This is a genomic window from Streptomyces sp. NPDC002032, assembly GCF_042890765.1.
In the GTDB taxonomy this organism is placed as follows: Bacteria; Actinomycetota; Actinomycetes; order Streptomycetales; family Streptomycetaceae; genus Streptomyces.
On sequence record NZ_JBIASM010000008.1, the window covers coordinates 340304 to 361848 of the forward strand.

The 21545-nt window shown below is 73.5% G+C and carries 17 protein-coding genes; 12 read left to right on the plus strand and 5 right to left on the minus strand.

The genetic code is table 11. The features are described 5' to 3' along the window. Position 1: 1 nt before the first annotated feature. A complete protein-coding gene (locus ACFYYT_RS21180) occupies positions 2-562 on the minus strand; it encodes a cysteine dioxygenase family protein (protein WP_351829967.1) in 561 nt (186 codons plus the stop codon). A 642-nt stretch (positions 563-1204) separates the two neighbouring features. On the opposite strand from ACFYYT_RS21180, the gene ACFYYT_RS21185 reads away from it, so the two are divergent. The 3 genes from ACFYYT_RS21185 (at position 1205) to ACFYYT_RS21195 (ending at position 6877) form a co-directional block, all read left to right on the plus strand. After that, a complete protein-coding gene (locus ACFYYT_RS21185) occupies positions 1205-1468 on the plus strand; it encodes a WhiB family transcriptional regulator (protein WP_003983763.1) in 264 nt (87 codons plus the stop codon). 340 nt (positions 1469-1808) lie between these two features. Further along, positions 1809-5405, plus strand: a complete 3597-nt coding sequence (locus ACFYYT_RS21190) for a glycosyltransferase (RefSeq protein ID WP_351829964.1) — start codon at positions 1809-1811, stop codon at positions 5403-5405. Next, positions 5402-6877, plus strand: a complete 1476-nt coding sequence (locus tag ACFYYT_RS21195) for a DUF5719 family protein (RefSeq protein WP_351829961.1) — start codon at positions 5402-5404, stop codon at positions 6875-6877. The genes ACFYYT_RS21190 and ACFYYT_RS21195 overlap by 4 nt, the downstream gene beginning before the upstream one ends. Positions 6878-6898: 21 nt before the next feature. On the opposite strand, the gene ACFYYT_RS21200 is transcribed toward ACFYYT_RS21195, so the two are convergent. Continuing rightward, positions 6899-7384, minus strand: a complete 486-nt coding sequence (locus tag ACFYYT_RS21200; RefSeq protein WP_385321393.1) for a metallopeptidase family protein — start codon at positions 7382-7384, stop codon at positions 6899-6901. Between the two features lie 172 nt (positions 7385-7556). Between ACFYYT_RS21200 and ACFYYT_RS21205 the strand changes: the two genes are divergently transcribed. The 6 genes from ACFYYT_RS21205 to ACFYYT_RS21230 all read left to right on the plus strand — a co-directional run bounded on the left by ACFYYT_RS21205 (position 7557) and on the right by ACFYYT_RS21230 (position 13413). Then, complete coding sequence (locus ACFYYT_RS21205; protein ID WP_351829958.1) at positions 7557-7976, plus strand: DUF3499 domain-containing protein; 420 nt, start codon at positions 7557-7559, stop codon at positions 7974-7976. Positions 7977-8054: 78 nt separating this feature from the next. Continuing rightward, a complete protein-coding gene (locus tag ACFYYT_RS21210; protein ID WP_351829956.1) occupies positions 8055-9425 on the plus strand; it encodes a phosphomannomutase/phosphoglucomutase in 1371 nt (456 codons plus the stop codon). A 292-nt stretch (positions 9426-9717) separates the two neighbouring features. Then, positions 9718-9903, plus strand: coding sequence for a Trm112 family protein (locus ACFYYT_RS21215; RefSeq protein WP_351829954.1), 186 nt, complete (start codon positions 9718-9720; stop codon positions 9901-9903). A 132-nt stretch (positions 9904-10035) separates the two neighbouring features. Beyond that, positions 10036-11169, plus strand: a complete 1134-nt coding sequence (locus ACFYYT_RS21220; protein WP_351829951.1) for an SIS domain-containing protein — start codon at positions 10036-10038, stop codon at positions 11167-11169. A gap of 61 nt (positions 11170-11230) precedes the next feature. Continuing rightward, positions 11231-12388 (plus strand): mannose-6-phosphate isomerase, class I, encoded by a 1158-nt coding sequence (gene manA / locus ACFYYT_RS21225; protein WP_351829948.1) that lies wholly within the window; start codon positions 11231-11233, stop codon positions 12386-12388. Between the two features lie 74 nt (positions 12389-12462). After that, on the plus strand, positions 12463-13413 hold the full coding sequence (locus tag ACFYYT_RS21230) for a cation diffusion facilitator family transporter (RefSeq protein WP_351829946.1): 951 nt from the start codon (positions 12463-12465) through the stop codon (positions 13411-13413). A 91-nt stretch (positions 13414-13504) separates the two neighbouring features. On the opposite strand, the gene lepB is transcribed toward ACFYYT_RS21230, so the two are convergent. Together lepB and ACFYYT_RS21240 are read right to left on the minus strand one after the other, a co-directional pair. Further along, complete coding sequence (lepB, locus tag ACFYYT_RS21235) at positions 13505-14263, minus strand: signal peptidase I (RefSeq protein WP_388608844.1); 759 nt, start codon at positions 14261-14263, stop codon at positions 13505-13507. A gap of 173 nt (positions 14264-14436) precedes the next feature. Beyond that, positions 14437-16500, minus strand: coding sequence for a fructose-specific PTS transporter subunit EIIC (locus ACFYYT_RS21240; protein ID WP_351831721.1), 2064 nt, complete (start codon positions 16498-16500; stop codon positions 14437-14439). 354 nt (positions 16501-16854) lie between these two features. Here ACFYYT_RS21240 and ahcY point away from each other — a divergent pair, with 354 nt between their 5' ends. Next, the gene (gene ahcY, locus ACFYYT_RS21245) at positions 16855-18291 is read left to right on the plus strand and encodes an adenosylhomocysteinase (protein WP_388608847.1); all 1437 of its coding nucleotides are present in this window, start codon (positions 16855-16857) and stop codon (positions 18289-18291) included. Positions 18292-18395: 104 nt separating this feature from the next. Then, positions 18396-19055 carry a hypothetical protein gene (locus tag ACFYYT_RS21250; protein WP_351831758.1) on the plus strand — a complete coding sequence of 220 codons (660 nt, stop codon included), beginning with the start codon at positions 18396-18398 and terminating at the stop codon, positions 19053-19055. Here the strand turns inward: ACFYYT_RS21250 and ACFYYT_RS21255 are convergent. After that, positions 19052-19966, minus strand: a complete 915-nt coding sequence (locus tag ACFYYT_RS21255) for an RDD family protein (RefSeq protein WP_351831759.1) — start codon at positions 19964-19966, stop codon at positions 19052-19054. The two genes, ACFYYT_RS21250 and ACFYYT_RS21255, sit on opposite strands and share 4 nt — an antisense overlap. A 111-nt stretch (positions 19967-20077) precedes the next feature. On the opposite strand from ACFYYT_RS21255, the gene ACFYYT_RS21260 reads away from it, so the two are divergent. Next, positions 20078-21085: a stage II sporulation protein M gene (locus tag ACFYYT_RS21260; RefSeq protein ID WP_351831762.1), complete on the plus strand. Its 1008-nt coding sequence runs from the start codon at positions 20078-20080 to the stop codon at positions 21083-21085. The last annotated feature ends 460 nt before the right edge of the window (positions 21086-21545 follow it).

Consider the following 21545-nt stretch of genomic DNA (forward strand, 5'->3'; position numbering starts at 1 on the left):
GTCAGGCCGGTACGCGTTCCCCGCGGGCCGGGGAGCAGCTGTGCATGGGCATCTCGGTCAGACCGGGGAAGTACACGTGCAGGCTGACGGCCCCGTCGAGGCCGTCGTTGACGACCGCGTGGTCGTAGCCGGGGGCGAAGACCCGCTGCGAGCCGGGGCCGAGGGCGAGGGAGCCGCGGGCGCTGTGCTCGGTGAGTTCGCCGTCGAGCACGGTCAGCACGCCGGAGGAGGCGCCGTGGCCGTGCCGGCCGCTGCCCTGGCCGGGGACCCAGCTGAGCAGCCAGACCTCGTAGCCGGGGCCGGTGCGCAGGCGGTGGTACCAGCGGGTGGTGGCGTCGTACTGGACGAGGTGCTCCCAGCTCGCGCGGTCCTCGGCGATGGAGCGGGCGAGGCCGGCGAACTCGGCGACGGTGGCGGGGTGTTCGCGGGCGGGCTGGAGGAGGTGCTGGACGGCGAGGATGTCGCCCGCGATCTGGAGGTCGCTCTCGATCGCGGCGGAGGCCGCGGTGGCGGCGTCGGAGGCGGGAGCGGTGGTGGGTGCGGCGGCGGAGGCGCTGTTCATCGTGGGGGTGTCCTCGACGGATGTCAGTCGTGCGGGGCGGTTGCTGTGGGGGAGGAGCCGGTGCTCGGCGGAGCCGGGGCTCCGGGGGCATCAACAGCTACAACAGCAACAGCGAACCTGGGCAGCACGCAGGAACCCACGAATGGGGGTCCAGGTGGCGGCTGCGGGCGCTGACATGCGTACAAGGAGAACGGGGAAAGGGGTGGACTGTCAACCCAATGTCCGGTTTGTGGGAAAAGTTTCACCTCATCCGGTTACCGTGTGCGGAGAAAGGTTTGTGCAGTCCGCACCAGGGGATGTGCCGCTCAGTCCCGCCCGAACCGCCCTCAAACCAGCCGCGCCCACTCGTGACCGGAATGTGATCCGCGCCGCATCTTCGGCCGGATCGCAACCCCGCTCCCGGGTGGCGCGTGGCTAACGAGAGGGATGATCATCGCGGGGTGCCGGTGGCATGTGTCACGATTTTTGGCGATATGAACACTTTCTGCATACCCTTGGTTCCGCAGAGTGAATAAGGGGCCCAATAGCAGATCTCGGCTTGACTGCGCAGGAGCCACACACTTGTAATTTCACTCGTGTCGTTCCCCGGTGACGGGGTAACGGCAACACCACGGGGACGCACAGACAGAGCGAGGGGCGCACATGACCGAGCTGTTTCAGGAACTGCTGGTCGAGGAGGCGGACGAGGAGCTCGGATGGCAGGAGCGCGCACTGTGCGCGCAGACCGACCCCGAATCCTTCTTTCCCGAGAAGGGCGGCTCCACCCGCGAGGCCAAGAAGGTCTGCCTGGCCTGTGAAGTTCGCTCCGAATGCCTTGAGTACGCCCTCGCCAACGACGAGCGATTCGGCATCTGGGGCGGCCTGTCCGAGCGCGAGCGCCGCCGGCTGAAAAAGGCAGCGGTCTGAACCGGCCGCGGCGCACCCGCCCGGACACCTACCCGACCACCCACCACATACCGAAGGCCCGGCCCGCACCGAACGCCCCACGAGTGACCACAGAGCAAACGGTCCGCCTCCCGCACCTTCCCCGCAGGAGGCGGACCGTCGCGTTCACGGCCCGCCCCGTCGCGTCCACGGCCGTCCCGGGCACATTCACGGCCTTCCCCGGCACAAGCGGACGGCTCGCTTCAAGGCCTTCCGCACAGGAGGCGGACCCGCCCCCCGCCAGCCGTTAGGGTGGGGCGCTGTCCAGCAGCCTCCGAGGGCACACCACCCCCGGATCCCCGGCCGGAGGGCCCGTACCGCGATGTCCCTGCACAGCAACTCGACGGCCTCCCACCAGGCAGCCGCCACCCCCGAGTTCCCCCGGCACGTCGTCACCGCGGTCCTCGTCGCCCACGACGGAGCCCGCTGGCTGCCCCAGACCCTCGCCGGTCTCCTCGCCCAGGAACGCCCCGCGCAGCAGTACGTCGCCGCCGACACCGGCAGCGCCGACGACTCCGCGCGGCTGCTCACCGAGGCCTTCGGCGACGACCGGGTCCTGCACCTCGCGCGCCGCACCGGCTTCGGCGCCGCCGTCGGCGAGGCCGTCCGCTCCGCGGGCGTCCTGACCCCCGAGGAACTCCCGTACCTCAAGCGCCCCAGCGGCTGGGACCCCGTCAGCCGCACCTGGCGCGACGACGCCTACGACCTTCCCGAACTCCCCCACGGCGAACCCGTCCAGTGGCTCTGGCTCCTCCACGACGACAGCGCCCCCGAACCCGACGCCCTCGCCGAACTGCTGCGCGTCGCCGACGAGAACCCCGACGCCGCCGTCATCGGCCCCAAGCTGCGCGGCTGGTACGACAGGAAGCAGCTCCTCGAAGCCGGCGTCACCATCGCCCGCGGCGGCCGCCGCTGGACCGGCCTGGACCGCCGCGAACAGGACCAGGGACAGCACGACCAGGTCCGCACCGTCCTGTCCGTCTCCACCGCCGGCATGCTGGTGCGCCGCGACGTCTACGAGGCCCTCGGCGGCTTCGACCGCCGCCTGCCCCTCATGCGCGACGACGTCGACCTCTGCTGGCGCGCCCACAGCGCCGGCCACACCGTCCTCGTCGCCCCCGACGCCGTCCTGCGCCACGCCGAGGCCGCCGCCCGCGAACGCCGCACCGTCGACTGCGCCGGCCGCTCCGCCGTCGACCCCCACCGCGTCGACAAGGCCGGCGCCGTCTACACCGTCCTCGCCAACTCCTCCGGCCGGGCCCTGCCCTACGTCCTGCTCCGGCTCGTCGTCGGCACCCTCCTGCGCACCCTCGGCTACCTCATCGGCAAGGCCCCCGGCCAGGCCGTCGACGAGTTCGCCGGCCTCCTCGCCACCCTGCTGCGCCCCGGCCGCGTCCTTGCCGCGCGCAGGGCCCGGCGCCGGCCCGCCGTTCCCGCCGCCGACCTGCGCCCCCTCTTCCCGCCGCCCGGCGCCACCCTGCGCGCCAACGCCGAACAGCTCGCCGGGTACTTCGGCTCCGACCGGACCGCCGAGAGCGCCCCCGCCGGGCGCCACGGCGGAGCCGTCGAATCGGGACCCGGCGGCGAGGACGCCGACTACCTGGACATCGAACAGTCCGGCCGGCTCAGGCGGATCGCCCGCAAGCCCGCCCCCGTCCTCTTCGCCCTGCTCCTGCTGGTCTCCCTCGCCGCCTGCCGCGCCCTCCTCGCCGGCGGCACCCTCATGGGCGGCGCCCTGCTCCCCGCCCCGGCCGGAGCCCTCGACCTGTGGCACGGCTACACCGGCGACTGGCAGCCCGTCGGCACCGGCACCACCGCCGGCGCACCCCCCTACCTCGCCGTCCTGGCCGCCTTCGCCGCCCCCTTCCTCGGCTCCACCCAGGCCGCCCTGACCCTGCTCCTCGTCTGCTCCGTCCCGCTCGCCGGCCTCACCGCCTACTTCGCCTCCCGGCCGCTGGTCGAATCCCGGCTGCTGCGCGCCTGGGCCGCCGTCGCCTACGCCTTCCTGCCCGCCGTCACCGGCGCCCTCGCCGGCGGCCGCCTCGGCACCGCCGTGCTCGCCGTGTTCCTGCCACTGCTGGCCCGCTCCGCCGTCGCCGCCTTCGGCTTCGCCGACGGCGAGGCCACCGGATCCTGGCGCGCCGTGTGGACGTACACCCTCCTGCTGACCCTGACCAGCGCCTTCACCCCCGTCGTGTGGCCGCTCGCCGCCGTCCTCGGAGCCGGCGCGCTCCTCGCGCGCCGCGCGCGCTGGAAGGCGTACGCCCCCCGGCTGCTCGCCACCCTCGCCGTCCCGCTGACCGTCCTCGCACCCTGGTCCCTGGGCCTGCTCACGCACCCCGACCGCTTCCTGCGCGAGGCCGGACTGCCCTACGGCAGCGGCTCCGCCACCCCCCTCGGCCTGCTCGCCGCCAACCCCGGCGGCCCCGGCACCGCCGCCGCGGTCCTGCTCGCCGGCACCGTCCTCGCCGCCCTCGCCGCCCTGCTCCGCGCCGACCGCCGATTCGCCGTCCGCACAGCCTGGGCCACCGCCCTCACCGCCCTGCTCCTCGCCGTCCTGCTCAACCACGACGGCTGGGCCGGACCCGCCACCCTCGTCTACGGACTCGCCCTGCTCGCGGCCGCCGTGCTCGGCGCGGACGGCGCGAAGGAACGCGTCGCCGCCCGCAGCTTCGGCTGGCGCCAGCCGCTCGCCGCCCTCGTCGCCCTCGCCGCCGCCGCCGGCCCGCTGCTCCTCGCCGGCGCCTGGGCGGCCGCCGGCGCCGACGGGCCGATCAAGCGGCGCGACCCCGTCCAGGTCCCCGCGTTCGTGGCCGCCCAGTCCGAGGACAGCAACCGCACCCGCACCCTGGTCCTGGGCGGCGCCTCGCCCGCCACCGTCTCCTACACCCTGGTCCGCGGCTCCGGCGTCCGCCTCGGCGACGGCGAACTCCTCGCCGAGGCAGGCTCCGAACCCCGCCTCGCCAAGGCCGTCTCCAGCCTCGTCTCCGGCTCCGGCGCGGACCAGTCCGAACAGCTCGGCGCCTTCGCCGTCCGCTACGTGATGATCCCGCCCGGCGGCTCACCCGCCATGCGGCAGACCCTCGACGGCACCCCCGGCCTGCGCCAGCGCCACCAGGACGACGGCACCGCCATCTGGGAGGTCCAGCGGCTGCCCGCCCGCGTCGCCATCGTCCCCGGCAGGCAGGGCCAGGCCCCCATCGCCGTCGACGCCGGGCCCGTCACGGCCCACGCCGAGATCCCGGCCGGCGAGGAGGGCCGCACCCTGCGCGTCGCCGACCGCGCCGACCCGGGCTGGCGCGCCACCCTCGACGGCAAACCGCTCACCCCCAAGACCGTCGACGGCTGGGCCCAGGGCTTCGCCCTCCCCAAGGGCGGCGGCCGCCTCGACCTCGTCCACACCGACTCGCCGGTCCGCGACGCCTGGCACTGGGCGCAGGGCCTGCTCGCACTGGTGCTGCTGGTGATGGCCCTGCCCGGCCGCCGCGCCCGCCTCGACGACGACCTCCCCGAGGAGGAGGCCCCCGCCGCCCCCGCCGCTGCCGGGGCCGGCCAGGGCCGCCGCGCCCGCCGCCTCGCCGCCCCCGAGGCCCCCGAGCCCGAGCCGGCCGAGGCCGTCGTCGACCCGTACGCGCAGATCCCCGCGCAGCAGGTGTACGGCGAGGAGTCCTACGCCTACCAGGAGCCCTACGCCCCCCACGGCCGGGAGCAGCAGCAGCCCTACCCGGACGCCCACCAGGGCCCGTACGCCCAGCCCTACCCGGCCGCCGCCCCGTACCACCCCGACCCGCAGCAGCCGTACGACGCCCAGCAGTTCGGCTTCCCGCAGCAGCAGCAGCCCCACCCGTACGAGTACGACCCGCGGTACGACACCTACGGACAGCACGACCCGCGTCCGGACGGGAGCCCCCAGCAGTGAAGCAGCGCGCCCCCCTGACGCTCGCGGCCGTGACGGCGGCGCTCGCCGCGGTCTGCGGCCTGGCCTTCCTCACCGCCCCCGCCACCACCCCGGCCGGCGGCGGCGGGCCGGCCGCCGCCCGGATGCCGGTGGAACGCTCCGTGCTGGTGTGCCCCTCGCCCAGCGCCTCCGACATCGCCGAGACCACGTACACCTCCCTCACCCCCGGCAAGGGCACCGGCAAGGGCACGGCCCGGCTGCGCACCAAGGACGGCAAGGCGGTCCTGGAGCCCAAGCAGCCCGGCAAGCCCGTCGCGGCCACCGCCTCCGGCGCCGAGGCGCCCGCGCTCACGGGCGCCGCCGACGGGGTCCTCGCCCCCGGCTGGACCGCCCAGCAGACCACCAAGGTGGCCGTCGGACAGGCCCGCGGCCTGCTCGGCGCGGCCTGCACCGCCCCCGGCACCGACTTCTGGTTCCCGGGCGTCAGCACCGCCAAGGGCCGCCAGGACTACCTCCACCTCACCAACCCCGACGACAGCGTCGCCGAGGTCGACATCAAGCTGTACGGCCCGGACGGCCTGGTCAAGGGCAAGCCGGGCACCGCCGACGCCGTCATCGCGGTCGACCCCCGCTCCACCACCAAGGTGCTGCTGTCCTCCCTGGCCCCCGACGCGCAGCTCGCCGACGTCACCGCGCACGTGACCACCGGCTCGGGCCGGGTCGGGGCCTCGGCCCAGGTCGGCGAGGACGGCGTCGGCGCCGACTGGCTGCCCGCGTCCGCCGGTCCGGCCGGCTCGCTCGTCCTGCCCGGCATCCCCGCCGACGCCACCTCCGTACGGCTGGTCGCCTTCGCCCCCGGCGAGGACGACGCCGACCTCGGCCTGAAGCTCGCCGGCCCCGCCGGCTCCATCAGCCCGGCCGGCAACGACCAGCTCCACCTCAAGGCCGGCATGACGGCGAGCGTGGACCTCAAGGACCTCACCCGCGGTGAGGCCGGTTCCCTCCTGCTGACACCCGCCGACCCGAAGAAGGCCGTCCCGGTGGTCGCCGCCCTGCGGGTGGTCCGCGGCACCGGCACCAAGCAGGAACTCGGCTTCATCCCCGCGAGCGCCCCCGTCGCAGCGCGGGCCACCGTCAGCGACAACCGCACCGACGACAAGGCCACCGTCCTCGCGCTGACCGCGACCGGCGCCGACGCCAAGGTCCGCGTGACCGCCTCGGCGGGCACCGAGGGCGGCGAGGCCGCCGTCAAGGAGGTCACCGTCAAGGCGGGCACCACCCTCGCGGTGAACCCCGCGCCGGCCCCCACGGGCGGCAAGGGCGCCTACGCCCTGACCCTGGAGACCCTCTCCGGCGGCCCCGTCCACGCGGCCCGCACCCTGACCCTCCCGCACGAGGGCATCCCGATGTTCACCGTCCAGACCTTCGCCGACGACCGCTCGGCCGTCTCCGTCCCCAAGGCCGTCCAGGACCCCTCGATCCTGATCCGCTGACCGGCCGGCCCCGGTACGGAATCAGTCCTGGCCGTACCGGGGGTCGACGGTCTCCGGCGACAGCCCCAGCAGCTCCGCCACCTGCTCGACCACGATCTCGTGCACCAGCAGGGCCCGTTCGTCGCGCGTCTTCGCCCGGATCTCCACCGGCCGCCGGAAGACCACCACCCGGGCCGGGCGCCCGTCGCGGGCCTCCACCAGCCCGCCCAGCGGCACGGCCTCGTCGTTCCACCCGCCGTCCGGGCCGCCCGGCGGCCCCGGCACGTCCGCGACCACGAACTCCACCTCGTCGAGCTGCGCCGCCCAGCGCCGCTCCAGCCGCTCCACCGAATCCCGTACCAGGTCCCCGAACAGCTCCGCCCGGCTCGCGGACAGCGGCACCTGCGGCGGCGCCAGCGGCCCCCGCATCCCCCGGCCGTGCCGGTCGCGCCGCCGCGGCCTCGGCTCGTGCGGGGGCGGGGTGTCGGCGGGAGGCGCGGGGCGGGGAGGAAGGGAACTGTCCGTCACCCCCGCAGGGTAGCCCTCACCCGACCGGCGGGAAGGGCCGCGATCCGGTCACGAGCTGGTGTCGCGGCGGTGTCACATCCCGAACGATCCGGCCCCCGCCGGGCCCCCGGACCGCCCCGCCGGCCCCCCGCCGCGGCCGCCGCCGGAGGCGACACGGGGGGCCGGCCGGGGGGTGAGTCGTCGCGGCCCGGTCAAGAGTGCGGTACCGTCCAACGTCGTGAGCCTTGTACGTCGCTGTTCGCGCACCGCGTGCGGCCGCCCTGCCGTCGCCACACTGACGTACGTCTACGCCGACTCGACCGCAGTTCTCGGCCCGCTCGCCACCTACGCCGAACCCCACTGCTACGACCTGTGCGCCGAGCACTCGGAGCGCCTGACCGCCCCGCGCGGCTGGGACGTCGTACGCCTTTCCGACGGGTCCGGTCCGTCCCGGCCCAGCGGGGACGACCTCGAAGCACTCGCCAACGCGGTGCGCGAGGCGGCCCGTCCGCCGGAGCGCGCGGCCGAGGCCGGCGGCGCGGGCCCCGGCCCCCAGGTCACCGGCGAGACCCGGCGCGGACACCTGCGCGTCCTGCGCTCGCCGGACTCCTGACATCCGGATCGTCTGAAGGGCCACTCTGCGCACAGGGTAGGTTTGCCCCACCGCACAGAACCTTCAGGAGGGCAGGCAGTGGCCGCAGATCTTTCGAACATCGTCAAGGCATACGACGTGCGGGGCGTCGTACCGGACGAGTGGGACGAGCCCCTGGCCGAGCTGTTCGGTGCTGCGTTCGTCAAGGTCACCGGCGCGACGGCGATCGTCATCGGCCACGACATGCGGCCCTCCTCGCCCGGCCTGTCCGCCGCCTTCGCCCGCGGCGCCGCCGCCCGCGGCGTGGACGTCACCCTGATCGGGCTGTGCTCCACCGACCAGCTGTACTACGCCTCGGGCAAGCTGGACCTGCCCGGCGCCATGTTCACGGCCTCCCACAACCCGGCCCAGTACAACGGCATCAAGCTCTGCCGCGCCGGCGCCGCACCCGTGGGCCAGGACACCGGCCTCGCCACCATCCGCGAACTCGCCGAGAAGTGGACCGACGAGGGCGCCCCGGCCATCCCCGCCGGCACCACCGCGGGCACCGTCACCGAGCTGGACAGCCTCCCCGGCTACGCCGAGCACCTCAAGGGCCTGGTCGACCTCACCTCGATCCGCCCCCTCAAGGTCGTCGTCGACGCGGGCAACGGCATGGGCGGCCACACCGTCCCCACCGTCTTCGAGGGCCTCCCGCTGGACCTCGTCCCCATGTACTTCGAGCTGGACGGGACCTTCCCCAACCACGAGGCCAACCCCCTCGACCCGATGAACATCGTCGACCTCCAGGCCCGCGTACTCGCCGAGGGCGCCGACCTCGGCCTCGCCTTCGACGGCGACGCCGACCGCTGCTTCGTCGTCGACGAGCGCGGCGAGGGCGTCTCCCCGTCCGCGATCACCGCCCTGGTCGCGGCCCGCGAGCTGGCCCGCAACGGCGGCCAGGGCACGGTCATCCACAACCTGATCACCTCCTGGTCCGTCCCGGAGGTCGTCCGCGAGAACGGCGGCACCCCGGTCCGCACCCGCGTCGGCCACTCCTTCATCAAGGCGGAGATGGCCACCTCCGGCGCCATCTTCGGCGGCGAGCACTCGGCGCACTACTACTTCAAGGACTTCTGGAACGCGGACACCGGCATGCTCGCCGCGCTCCACGTCCTCGCGGCCCTGGGCGGCCAGGAGGGCCCGCTCTCCGAGCTGGTCTCCTCCTACGACCGCTACCGCGGCTCCGGCGAGATCAACTCCACCGTCGCCGACCAGGCCGGCCGCACGGCCGCCGTCAAGGCCGCGTACGCGGATCTGGAGGACGTCACCTTCGACGAGCTGGACGGCCTCACCGTCTCCGCCGCCGACTGGTGGTTCAACCTCCGCCCCTCGAACACCGAGCCGCTCCTGCGCCTCAACGTCGAGGCCCGCGACGAGGCCACCCTGGCCAAGGTCCGCGACGAAGTCCTCGACCTCGTCCGCGCCTGACCCGGCCGAACCCCAGCCGGTACTTGAGGCCCGGCCCGGCCCCGCCGGTCACGGCGGCGCCGACCGGCCACCATCCAGCCCCGCCGGCGTTCGCGGCGCGGGGGCCCGGGGGCAGCGCCCCCGGCAACGGACCCGCACCACCCCGACGGCCCGCGCCACCGCCCCCCGAGGGCGGTGGCGCGGCCCGTCGGACGGGCCCCGCCCACCGGAAACCGCACCGCGGGTGACTCGGCGGTACGCTGACCACGCCCATCCGCGACAAGCGATCCGCACCCCCGAAGGGAAACGCCCCATGCCGCTCGAAGCCGGCCTGCTGGAGATCCTCGCCTGCCCCGCCTGCCACGCTCCCCTCCAGGACAACTCGGCGGACGAGACGGCACCCGAGCTGATCTGCACCGGCCAGGACTGCGGCCTCGCGTACCCGGTCCGCGACGGCATCCCGGTCCTCCTCGTCGACGAGGCCCGCCGCCCCGCGTAACACCGCCCGACCCGCGCACCACCGCCCCGCGCACCACCGCCCCACCCGGGCAACCGCCCCACCCGGGCAACCGCCCGACCAGCGCACCGCAGACGCAGACCGCAGACGCCGTCAACTCCGCCGGAGGCCGCCATGCTCGACGAGCCGCTCCTCGACGCACCGGACGATCTCGCCCGGGCCGACCGCCGCGGCCTGCTCCGCGGCGCCGCCGAAGCCGGGGCGCGGGTGCGCACCGCCGCCCGGCACGCGACCGAGGCGGGCCTCGCCGACCTGCGCCCCGACGGCCGGCCCCGGGCCGTGCTGATCGCCGGGCCCGGCACCGCCGCGACCGGCGTCGCCGACCTCCTCGGCGCCCTCGCCGGGGCCTGCGCTCCCGTCATCCGCCTGCACCCCACCGGCGTCGCGCACGCCGCCGGCGCCCTGCGCTGGGCGCTGCCCGGCTGGGCGGGCCCGGTGGACCTGCTGCTCATCGCCACCACCGACGGCACCGAACCCGGCCTCGCCGTCCTCGCCGAGCAGGCCTACCGGCGCGGCTGCACCGTCGTCGCCGTCGCCCCCGAGCGCTCGCCGCTGAGCGAGGCGGTGGACGGCGCGCACGGGGTCCTCGTACCGATGGCCAAGGCCCCGTACCAGGAGTACGACGAATCCGCCGCGGCCGGCCCCGGCGCCCTGTGGGCGCTGCTGACCCCGCTGCTGGTCCTGCTGGACAAGCTCGGGCTGGTCGCCGCCGCCCCCGCCACCCTCCAGCTCGTCGCCGACCGCCTCGACCGCACCGCCGAGCGCTGCGGCCCGGCCATCGTCACCTACTCCAACCCGGCCAAGACCCTCGCCGCCGAGCTCGCCGACTCCCTCCCGCTCATCTGGAGCGAGGGCGCCGGAGCGGGTCCCGCCGGGCGCCGCTTCGCCGCCACCCTCGCCGAACTCGCCGGCCGCCCCGCGCTCGCCGCCGACCTCCCCGAGGCGCTGCCCGCGCACGGCGTCCTGCTCGCCGGAGCCTTCGCCGCCGGAGCCGACCCCGACGATTTCTTCCGCGACCGCGTCGAAGAGCCCCAGGCCCTGCGCGCCCGGGTCGTCCTGCTGCGCGACCGGCCCACCGGCGGACTCTCCGCCGCCCCCGCCGCCCGCGAGCTCGCCCTCGGCCACGACACGGCCGTCAGCGAGCTCGAACCGGAGGAGGGCACCGAGCTGGAACAGCTCGCCGAACTCCTCGCGGTCACCGACTTCGCCACCGCTTACCTGGCGCTGGCCTCCAGGGGACACAGCTGAGGCGCGCACCCGCGCCCGCCCCGAAGATCCACAGATCCAGGAAGAACGACGGAAGACCACGATGGACCGCCTGACGAACACGATCCGCCCCTACGCCTGGGGATCCACCACCCTCATCCCGGCCCTCCTCGGCGCCGAGCCCACGGGTGAACCCCAGGCCGAGATGTGGATGGGCGCCCATCCCGGAGCCCCCTCCCGCCTCGACCGCGGCGCGGGCGAGACCACCCTGGCGGCCGTCATCGCCGAGGACCCCGAAGGCCAGCTCGGCTCCGCCGCCGTCGCCAAGTTCGGCCCCCGCCTGCCGTTCCTCCTCAAGCTCCTCGCCGCCGGCGCCCCGCTCTCCCTCCAGGTCCACCCCGACCTGGCCCAGGCGAAGGAGGGCTTCGAGGACGAGGAGCGCCGCGGCGTCCCCATAGACGCGGGCCACCGCAACTACAAGGACGCCAACCACAAGCCCGAGCTGATCTGCGCGCTCACCCCCTTCGACGGCCTGTGCGGCTTCCGCCCGCCGCTGGAGGCCGCCGAGCTGCTCGAAGGCCTCGGCGTCGACTCCCTCAAGCCCTACGCCGACCTGCTGCGCGCCCACCCCGTCGAGGCGGCCCTGCGCGAGGTCCTCACCGCCGTCCTCACCGCCGACCGCGCCGAGATGACCCGTACGGTCACCGAGGCCGCGGCCGCCGCCGAACGCCTCGGCGGCCCCTACGCGCCGTACGCCACGCTCGTCCACGACTACCCGGGCGACCCGGGCGTGATCGCGGCCATGCTCCTCAACCACGTGCGGCTCCAGCCCGGCGAAGCCATGTTCCTCGGCGCCGGCATCCCGCACGCCTACCTCGACGGCCTCGGCGTCGAGCTCATGGCCAACTCCGACAACGTGCTGCGCTGCGGGCTCACCCCCAAGCACGTGGACGTCCCCGAACTGCTGAAGGTCGTCCTCTTCGAGCCCAGCGCCCCGGGCGTCCTGCGCCCCGAGGCCGACGGCGAGGAGGTCTACGAGACCCCCATCGACGAGTTCCGGCTGTCCCGCTTCGTCCTCGCCCCCGGCGGCGCCCCCCACGTGCTCCCGGACGGCGCCCCGCAGATCCTGCTCTGCACCGCCGGCGCCCCCACGGCCGGTGAAGTGGTCCTGGCCCCGGGAGAGTCCGTCTTCGTACCGGCGGGCGAAAAGGTCGAACTGTCCGGTTCCGGTACCGTTTTCCGCGCCACTGTGGTGGTCTGACGTACCGTCGGCCGTACAGCCGGCTGCAACAATGTGCGGCCGGAGTCAGTGGCTAGGAAGGGACAACGGCACCCATGAGCGCGTCGGGCGGTACCAAGGCGATCGTGGCGGCACTCGCCGCCAACCTCGCCATCGCTGTAGCCAAGTTCGTGGCGTACATCTTCAGCGGATCCTCGTCGATGCTCGCCGAAAGCGTCCACTCGCTGGCGGACTCCGGCAACCAGGGCCTGCTGCTCCTCGGCGGGAAGAAGGCAAAGCGCGAGGCGACCCCGCAGCACCCCTTCGGATACGGGCGGGAACGCTACATCTACGCCTTCCTGGTCTCCATCGTGCTCTTCACCGTCGGTGGCATGTTCGCCATCTACGAGGGCTACGAGAAGATCCACGACCCGCACCCCATCGAAGCCTGGTACTGGCCGGTCGGGGTCCTCCTCTTCGCGATCGTCGCCGAGAGCTTCTCCTTCCGCACCGCGATCAAGGAGTCCAACGAGACCCGCGGGAACCAGACCTGGCGCCAGTTCATCAAGCGCGCCAAGGCCCCCGAGCTGCCCGTGGTCCTCCTGGAGGACCTCGGCGCGCTCATCGGCCTCGTCCTCGCCCTCGCGGGCGTCGGCCTCGCCCTGCTCACCGACAACGGCGTCTGGGACGGCATCGGCACGCTCTGCATCGGCGTCCTGCTCATCGTCATCGCGATCGTGCTGGCCCTGGAGACCAAGTCGCTGCTCCTCGGCGAGGCCGCGGGCACCGAAGAGGTCGCGAAGATCCGGGCCGCCGTCGTCGACGGGGACACCGTCACCCGCGTCATCCACATGCGGACCCTGCACCTGGGCCCCGAGGAACTCCTCGTCGCCGCCAAGATCGCCGTCCAGCACGACGACACCGCGACCGAGGTCGCCAACGCGATCAACGCCGCCGAGGCCCGCATCCGCGCGGCCGTCCCGATCGCGCGCGTGATCTACCTGGAGCCGGACATCTACCACCCCGAGGCCGCCGGCGGGCCCGCCGGAAGCGCCGGGGCGAACTGACCCGCACCCCACGGACACCCGAAGGCCCCCGCGGCGCGCGCCGCGGGGGCCTTCGTACGTGTGGTGAGCCGGGTTGCCCGGGTTGCCCGGGTTACGAGGACACGTCCGCGCGCCCGCCGGGCGCCACCGGCGCCTGCGCCTCGCCGCCCGACGGAGCCGGCACCGAGGCCGCCACCGCGGGCGCCGCCGGAGCCGCCGTCGCGGCCGCCGCCCGCGCCCGGCCGCGCGCCCGCCGGGCCACGGCCGCCAGCGCCGCGCCGATCAGCATCACCAGCGCGCCCGCCAGCTGCCCCCACACGGCGAGCTTCGCCATCGGGTACGACACGACCTTCGCGGTGACCTTGCCCACCGGGACCGGCCCGTTGTTCGGGTACTGGGAGCCGTCCGAGTTCATCCGGTGGTCGGCCATCAGGAAGACGTACCCCTTGGGCACCGTCACGTCGAAGGCCACACCGGACGGGTGCTTCCAGTCCTCCAGGTACGGCTCGTCCAGCGGCGCACCGTTGAGCACCAGCCGGTACTGGCCCGCGACCTTGCTGCTGGGCTTGTACCGGATGCGGTCCCCGCCGACTGCGACGACCCGGTTCATCTGGGTCTTCTGCAGGGACCACGGCACGGAGGCGAGCACGACGTCGCCCCGCCGCAGCTTCCCCTTGGCGACCGGTTCCAGGTAGATGCTCTCCCCGTTGGTGTACGTCGGCGTCATGGTCCAGCCGGCCTGCCGGCCCTCCGTGTACCGCGCGGGCGGGTCCACGGTCTTCGCCACCGTCACCCCCCCGAGGATGACCGCTCCGAGCACCAGCAGGACGATCGCCGCGATCCCGCGTCTGCGTCCTGGCCTGTGTTCCATTTCGTCCCTTCCGATGTACCTGCCTTGCATCGTAGGTCGACGGGGACGCCCCCGATGCCGCCGGGGGGCCGCTGTGCCAACTCCGGACATACCGATTCGGACACCGGGCACACGCGGTCGGGTCCCGTACCGGAGCGGTACGGGACCCGACGCGGGGGGCGGCGCGCGGCGCGCTAGCGGATCTCTCGCAGCACGTCGAGGATCGCGGCCCGGTCCGGCGCGGACTGCAGCCGCTCGCGGAAACCGGTGTCCATCAGCTTGCGCGACAGCAGCGCCAGGATCCGCAGGTGCTCGTCACCGGCGGCGGCCTCCGGCACCGAGATCATGAAGACCAGCCGGGCCTTCGTACCGTCCAGCGCACCCCACTCGATCCCCTCGCCGGACCGGGCGAAGCCCACCGTCGGGCGCGCGACCGCGTCGGTCTTCGCGTGCGGGATCGCGATCGACTCACCGAGCCCCGTCGTGCCCTGCGCCTCGCGGGCCAGGGCCACCCGGACCAGCTCGTCGACGTCACGGACGTTGCCGGTGGTGGCGAGCATCTCGGCCATTTCCCGGATCGCCGCCTCCTTCGAGCCGGAGGCCAGCTCCGTCTTGACGGTGCGCTCCGTCAGGTAGCCCGACAGCACCTCCGCCTTCGCCTCCGAAGCCGTGGAGCCCCCCGCGGCGGCGGCGACCGCGGCGGCGACGGGCGCGGCCTGCGCGGCCGTCATCGCCGCCGGGCCGGCTCCCGCGCCCACCATCGCCGGCACCGGTACGGGGGCCGCGGCCGGGGCGCCCGCGGGCACGGGGCGGCCGTTGCCGCGCTCCTTGATCCCGATCAGCGCGTTGGTCGTCAGCGCCGTGACCACGGTGCCCGCCACGATGGCGATCAGGAACCACACGACGCCGTCGATCGCACCCAGCGCGGCCACGATCGGGCCGCCGTGCGGCACGTGGTCGCCCACCCCCGCCACACCCGCGATGGCCCCGGCCAGCGCGCCGCCGAGCATGTTGGACGGGATGACGATCGCCGGCCGTGCGGCCGCGAACGGGATGGCGCCCTCCGAGATGCCGAACATCCCCATGAAGAGGGCCGCCATGCCCGTCTCGCGCTCCTGGTCCGAGTACAGCCTGCGGCGCAGCACCGTCGCCAGGCCCTGGCCCAGCGGCATGACCGGGATGGCCGCCGCGCACATGCCCATGACCGCGTAGTTGCCGGAGGCGATGAGCCCCGTACCGAAGAGGAAGGCCGTCTTGTTGACCGGACCGCCCATGTCGAAGGCGATCATGAGGCCCAGGATCGCGCCGAGCAGGATCGCGCTGGTGCCGGTCATGCCGGACAGCCAGGTGGTGAGGGTCTCGAAGACCCACGAGATGGGCTTGCCGATGACGTAGATGAAGAACAGGCCGAGCGCCGTCGTCGCCACGATCGGGATCACGATGATCGGCATGATCGGCTGGACGGTCTTGGGGACCTTGACCTTCTTGATCCACAGGACCAGATAACCGGCCAGGAAACCCGTCACGATCGCACCGATGAAGCCCGCGCCCGACTTCGAGTCGTAGAGCGCGCCCGTGTTCGCGATGAACCCGCCGATCATGCCGGGCACCAGCGCCGGCCGGTCCCCGATGGCGTACGCGATGTAGCCGGACAGGATCGGGATCATCAGGGTGAAGCCGATGACGCCGATCTGGAAGAGGTGGTCCCAGAAGGTGCCCGGGGTGACCACGTACCCCTTGTCCGTGGCGTGGCCGCCCAGGGCCAGCGCGATGGCGATCAGCAGACCGCCGACCACCACGAACGGGATCATGTACGAGACGCCGTTCATCAGCGCCTTGTAGGCGAGGCTGCGCTCCTTGCCGCCCCCGGCGCCGGAGGCGGCCGCCGCGCCGCCCGTCTGCACCGGCGCGCTCCGCACGCGCTCGATCAGCTCCTTCGGCCGGTGGATGCCGTCGGCGACGCCCGTCGACAGCACCCGCTTTCCGGCGAACCGCTCCCGGTCGACTTCCTTGTCGGCGGCGATGATGACGCCGTCCGCCTCCCTGACATCGTTGTCAGACAGTACGTTCTCGGCCCCGATCGACCCCTGCGTCTCCACCTTCATGTCCACGCCGAGCTCGTCCGCGGCCTGCTGGAGCTTCTCGGCGGCCATGTACGTGTGGGCGATCCCCGTCGGGCAGGCCGTGACGGCCACGAACTTCGGGCGCCCGGGCCCGCTCGCGCCGACGTCACCGGGAGGGCCGGCTGGACTGGTCACTGGAATCTCCTTCAGCCATGGATCCTGCGGGACCGCGCACACGACCCGGTCCACCTGGCATCCTGCCCCAGGTAAGCGGCGCATCAAAAGTCCGAAAGGCCCCGAACCGTTCCGCCGGAGGGCCCGAAACCGGCGGTCGACATGCAGCCCGCCCGCCTGCGGCCGCTAGGCCGATCGGTGTAGATTCGATCCCAGTGTCAGGCGTCGCTGCTGATGGCGGTCGGGCGGTCCTCGTGACCGGCCGAGGGGAGAGAGGGCCCCCGACGGACTGTGCTCGACGCACCGACCCGCCCATGTGCGGCCGGTGCCAGGCTCAGCCGTACCCACCCTCTCGACCCATGAGGAGCACCACCCATGGACTTCAAGGTCGCCGACCTTTCCCTCGCCGCCTTCGGGCGCAAGGAGATCACCCTCGCCGAGCACGAGATGCCCGGCCTGATGTCGATCCGCCGCGAGTACGCCGCCTCCCAGCCCCTCGCGGGCGCCCGCATCACCGGCTCCCTGCACATGACCGTGCAGACCGCCGTCCTGATCGAGACGCTCGTCGCCCTCGGCGCCGACGTCCGCTGGGCCTCCTGCAACATCTTCTCCACCCAGGACCACGCGGCCGCCGCCATCGCCGTCGGCCCGAACGGCACCCCGGAGGACCCGCAGGGCGTCCCCGTCTTCGCCTGGAAGGGCGAGACGCTGGAAGAGTACTGGTGGTGCACGGAGCAGGCGCTGACCTGGCCGAACACCCCCACCGGCGGCCCCAACATGATCCTCGACGACGGTGGCGACGCCACCCTCCTCGTCCACAAGGGCGTCGAGTTCGAGAAGGCCGGCGCGGCCCCGGACCCGTCCACCGCGGACTCCGAGGAGTACGCGTACATCCTCACGCTCCTCAACCGCACCCTCGGTGAGTCCCCGCAGAAGTGGACGCAGCTCGCGTCCGAGATCCGCGGCGTGACGGAGGAGACCACCACCGGTGTCCACCGCCTCTACGAGATGATGTCCGAGGGCACCCTGCTGTTCCCGGCGATCAACGTGAACGACGCCGTGACGAAGTCGAAGTTCGACAACAAGTACGGCTGCCGCCACTCCCTGATCGACGGCATCAACCGCGCCACCGACGTCCTGATCGGCGGCAAGGTCGCCGTGGTCTGCGGCTACGGCGACGTCGGCAAGGGCTGCGCGGAGTCCCTGCGGGGCCAGGGCGCGCGCGTCATCGTCACCGAGATCGACCCGATCTGCGCGCTCCAGGCGGCGATGGACGGCTACCAGGTCGCCACGCTGGACGATGTCGTCGAGACGGCCGACATCTTCATCACCACGACCGGCAACAAGGACATCATCATGGCCGCCGACATGGCCCGGATGAAGCACCAGGCCATCGTGGGGAACATCGGCCACTTCGACAACGAGATCGACATGGCCGGCCTGGCCAAGGTCGACGGGATCGTCAAGGACGAGGTCAAGCCGCAGGTCCACACCTGGACGTTCCCCGACGGCAAGGTCCTGATCGTGCTGTCCGAGGGCCGTCTGCTGAACCTGGGCAACGCGACCGGCCACCCGTCGTTCGTGATGTCGAACTCCTTCGCGGACCAGACCCTGGCCCAGATCGAGCTCTTCACCAAGCCCTCGGAGTACCCGACCGACGTCTACGTGCTGCCCAAGCACCTCGACGAGAAGGTCGCCCGCCTCCACCTCGACGCGCTCGGCGTCAGGCTCACCACCCTGCGCCCCGAGCAGGCCGACTACATCGGCGTCAAGGTCGAGGGCCCGTACAAGCCGGACCACTACCGCTACTGATCCCCGCGGATCCACAGCACCGAGCCAGGCCCCCGGCGACCGCGCCGGGGGCCTGCCCCGTACCCCCGTACGGGAACCCCGCACGCACGCAAGGACCACGCCCCATGCCCCGCGGCCGCTACTCGCTCCACGACCCGCACGACCACGCCCCCCTCGGCGAGGAGCACTTCCACTGCGCCCCCGGCCCCTCCGGCTGGCGCTACGTCGCCCAGCTCACCCACCCCGACGGCGGCCACCGGGGCTCGGTCGACCTGGCCGTGGACGCACTCGGCCGCCCCATCCGCCTCGAACTGAACGCCTCCGGCTGGCAGGTGCGCGGCGCCGCCGTCGACGGCGTCACCTGGGTCCGCACCGACCCCGCCGGCGCGGAGGCCACCGAGGGCAACGTCCGGGCCCCCGGCTTCACCGGCGCCTCCCCGGCCTTCCTCGTCGCCACGGCCCGCCTGCTGCGCCTGGCCCCCGGCGCCCCGGCCACCCGGGTGCGCCTGGTCGCCCTCACGGACCCGGTCCTCGCCGCCCGTACGGTCGACCAGGCGTGGGCCCTGCTCACCCGCGCGGAGCACCCGACGGACAGCGGCCCGCTGGTGGTGGACGAGTACCGGGTCACCGCGCTCGACACCGGCGAGGTCCACACCGTCCACATCGCCGGAGACGTCGTCCTGTCGGCCCCCGGTATCGAACTCGAACACCTGGAGACCCCGCCCTCGGCCTTCCCCGAAGGCGACGGCCCGGACGACGGGCCCGACGAGCCCCACGCGCCCTAACCGGGCGGCGCGAACCCGCTCCCGCGCCCGGGCGGCGCGACGGGCGGAGCCACCACGGGCGGGACGGCCACGACGGGCGGAGCCACCACGGGCGGAGCCACCACGGGCGGGTCGGCCACGACGGGTACGCCCGCTCCCGACGGGTACGAACCCACCGGCCCGGTCGCGGCGAAGGCCCGGGCGGCGTCCCGCGTCTGCCGCTCGTGCACCACGGCCATCAGGAACGCCGCCGCCGGCACCCCGGCCGGCGGCGGGGTCCCGGTCCGGGCCACCACGTCGTCCGCCAGCCGCGCCGCCATCGCGGCACCCGTGTGCGGGTCGAGCTGGTTCATCCGCGTCAGGTACTGGCGGATCGCCAGCCACAGCCCCTCCGGCACCGCCGAGAGGTCGAGCGCGGTGAACCGCCCGGCCAGCCAGGGCGGCGGCGGGGGCACCGGCATCACCCGGGCCCCGGGCACCCGCTCCCGGACCACGAGCGTCCCCGCGAACACGTCACCGAGCCGGCGTCCCCGCTCCGAGACCAGCGAGGCGACGCAGGCCACCGTCCCGAAGGTCATCAGCAGCTCCACCACCCCCAGCGCCCCGCGCACCAGCGCGTGCCGGAAGCGGATCGGCCCGCCGTCCTCGCGCACCACCCGCAGCCCGCAGGCCAGCTTCCCGAGGGAGCGTCCGTGCGTCAGCGTCTCCACGGCGATCGGCACCCCGACCAGCACCAGCAGCAGGCTCGCCACCGTGACCGCGGCCTGCGCGGCATCGTCCAGGTCGGCCGTCGCGAAGACGAGCGCGACGGAGACGATCATGAAACCGGTGCCGTACACGACCAGGTCCAGCAGGATCGCCAGCGCCCGGCTCGGCAGCCGCGCCGGCCGCAGGCCCAGGACGACCGCGTCCCCCGTCACCAGACCGCTCACCGCGTGCACCTTTCACCGACCTGACCCGCCCCTGTGCGCTCCAGTCTGCCAAGCTGACCACAGGAGCAGTAAGCCGAATCGGGCGGCCAGGGGCAGGGGAGCGGAAACCGGATGGACCTCGACGTCTTCGTGGCGGCCCACCAGGCGCAGTGGGCGCGCCTGGAGCAGCTCCTCGGCCGCGGCCGGAAGCTGACGGGAGCGGAGGCGGACGAGCTCGTCGCGCTCTATCAGCGCACCTCCACCCACCTCTCCCTCGTCCAGTCGAGCGCCCCCGACCCGGTGCTCACCGGCCGGCTCACCCAGCTGGTCGCCCGCGCCCGCGCCACCGTGACGGGCACCCGCCGGGCGAGCTGGCGCGACGCCGCGCGCTTCTTCACGGCGGGCTTCCCCGCGGCGGTGTACCGCAGCCGCCGCTGGTGGATACCCACGGCCCTGCTCTCCACGGCCCTCGGCATCCTCATCGGCTGGTGGATAGCCACCCACCCCGAGGTCCAGAGCGCCATCGCCGCACCGGACCACCTCAAGGACCTCACCAAGCCGGGCGGCGGGTACGAGACGTACTACTCCAGCCATCCGGCCGCCTCGTTCGCCGCCCAGGTCTGGACGAACAACGCCCAGGCCGCCGCGATCTGTCTGGTCCTTGGCGTCTTCCTCGGCCTGCCCGTCCTGTGGATCCTCTTCCTGAACATGGCGAACCTCGGCGTCGGCATCGGCCTGATGAGCTCGGCCGGCCGCCTCGACGTGTTCCTCGGCCTGATCCTCCCGCACGGCCTGCTCGAACTGACCGCCGTCTTCGTCGCCGCGGGCACGGGCCTGCGGCTGGGCTGGACGGTCATCGACCCGGGCCCCCGCACCCGCCGGACGGCCCTCGCCGAAGAGGGCCGCGCCGCCCTCGGCATGGCGATCGGCCTGGCCGTGGTCCTCTTCGTCTCGGGCCTGATCGAAGGCTTCGTCACCCCCTCCGGCCTTCCCACCTGGGCGCGCATCGCCATCGGCGTCGCCGCCGAGGCCGCCTTCCTGACGTACGTCTACGTACTGGGCGGCCGGGCCTCCCGCGAGGGCGAGGCGGGCGACGTGGAGGAAGCCGACCGCACGGCCACACTGCCCACCGCGGCCTGACGTGCCTGATGTGCGTCCGGCCCCGCTGAGCTGCTAGTCTCCTCATCGTCCCGCAAACACCGTTGACACGGTCGCTGTGGGGAGGTAGATTCGAACGGTTGCCTCGAACTGGACAAGTTCGGCAGCGATGGTTTAACATCTCTCTCGCCCCCAAGGAATTGAATTCCAGTGGGGCACATTCGACTCTTCCTCCAGAATCGAAGCCGGGAAATCCGGTGGAAAGCTTCTGATAGAGTCTGAATCGCCGGAAAGGGAAAGCGCGAAAGCGCAGAACCTCGAAAGCACCGAGGAAATCGGACACGAAAGAGTCTGATAGAGTCGGAAACGCAAGAACAGAACAGAACGAAAGCCCGGAGGAAAGCCCCAGTAAGTGTTACTGAGGGTGAGTACAAAGGAAGCGTCCGTTCCTTGAGAACTCAACAGCGTGCCAAAAATCAACGCCAGAAGTTGATACCCCGTC

Bases quoted from the DNA above. Each gene is read 5' to 3' on its own strand.
- ahcY (WP_388608847.1), top strand. From the start codon at position 16,855: ATGGACTTCAAGGTCGCCGACCTTTCCCTCGCCGCCTTCGGGCGCAAG.
- ACFYYT_RS21250 (WP_351831758.1), top strand. From the start codon at position 18,396: ATGCCCCGCGGCCGCTACTCGCTCCACGACCCGCACGACCACGCCCCC.
- manA (WP_351829948.1), top strand. From the start codon at position 11,231: ATGGACCGCCTGACGAACACGATCCGCCCCTACGCCTGGGGATCCACC.
- lepB (WP_388608844.1), bottom strand. From the start codon at position 14,263: ATGGAACACAGGCCAGGACGCAGACGCGGGATCGCGGCGATCGTCCTG.
- ACFYYT_RS21185 (WP_003983763.1), top strand. From the start codon at position 1,205: ATGACCGAGCTGTTTCAGGAACTGCTGGTCGAGGAGGCGGACGAGGAG.
- ACFYYT_RS21220 (WP_351829951.1), top strand. From the start codon at position 10,036: ATGCTCGACGAGCCGCTCCTCGACGCACCGGACGATCTCGCCCGGGCC.
- ACFYYT_RS21215 (WP_351829954.1), top strand. From the start codon at position 9,718: ATGCCGCTCGAAGCCGGCCTGCTGGAGATCCTCGCCTGCCCCGCCTGC.
- ACFYYT_RS21230 (WP_351829946.1), top strand. From the start codon at position 12,463: ATGAGCGCGTCGGGCGGTACCAAGGCGATCGTGGCGGCACTCGCCGCC.
- ACFYYT_RS21260 (WP_351831762.1), top strand. From the start codon at position 20,078: ATGGACCTCGACGTCTTCGTGGCGGCCCACCAGGCGCAGTGGGCGCGC.
- ACFYYT_RS21190 (WP_351829964.1), top strand. From the start codon at position 1,809: ATGTCCCTGCACAGCAACTCGACGGCCTCCCACCAGGCAGCCGCCACC.
- ACFYYT_RS21180 (WP_351829967.1), bottom strand. From the start codon at position 562: ATGAACAGCGCCTCCGCCGCCGCACCCACCACCGCTCCCGCCTCCGAC.